The 386-nt window shown below is 75.4% G+C and carries 1 pseudogene; it reads left to right on the forward strand.

The annotated features are described in order from the left end of the window. Positions 1-190 precede the first annotated feature (190 nt). Positions 191-386, forward strand: a pseudogene (locus EHS43_RS48705) (hypothetical protein); the annotation flags it as partial.

Raw genomic sequence — 386 nt, forward strand, 5'->3', positions numbered from 1 at the left:
GTCCGCAGGGCCGGAGGGGCGGCGGTGAGATGTGCCCGCCGGTCAAGCCCACTTGGTACTGGGGCACGGCAGGCGCTGAACGTGCGGCCGGGGCCTGAACAAGCGGACACATCTCACCGCGGCGCCACCGAGCCCGTACCGCCGGCCGGCTCGGCCGTTCTCGGGGGGCTGCCCCGGCACAACGAGGGGCCTTCCTCCGGGTGCCGCCGACGAGACGGCCCTGCTGCCGCCCGTGCCTCCGGCGCCGAGGGAAGGCCTCTCGCACCGGATGCCACCGGGGTACTTCCGGGACGAGGAGCGCACGCGGGAGCTGCCGCAGGTCGACGAGCAGGGGACGCCTCGGCCCAGGGTCCGGTTGGACTGGGCCGGGGAGACTCCGCTGGACG

Origin of the sequence: Streptomyces sp. RP5T, assembly GCF_003933965.1 — a bacterium.
GTDB lineage: Bacteria > Actinomycetota > Actinomycetes > Streptomycetales > Streptomycetaceae > Streptomyces.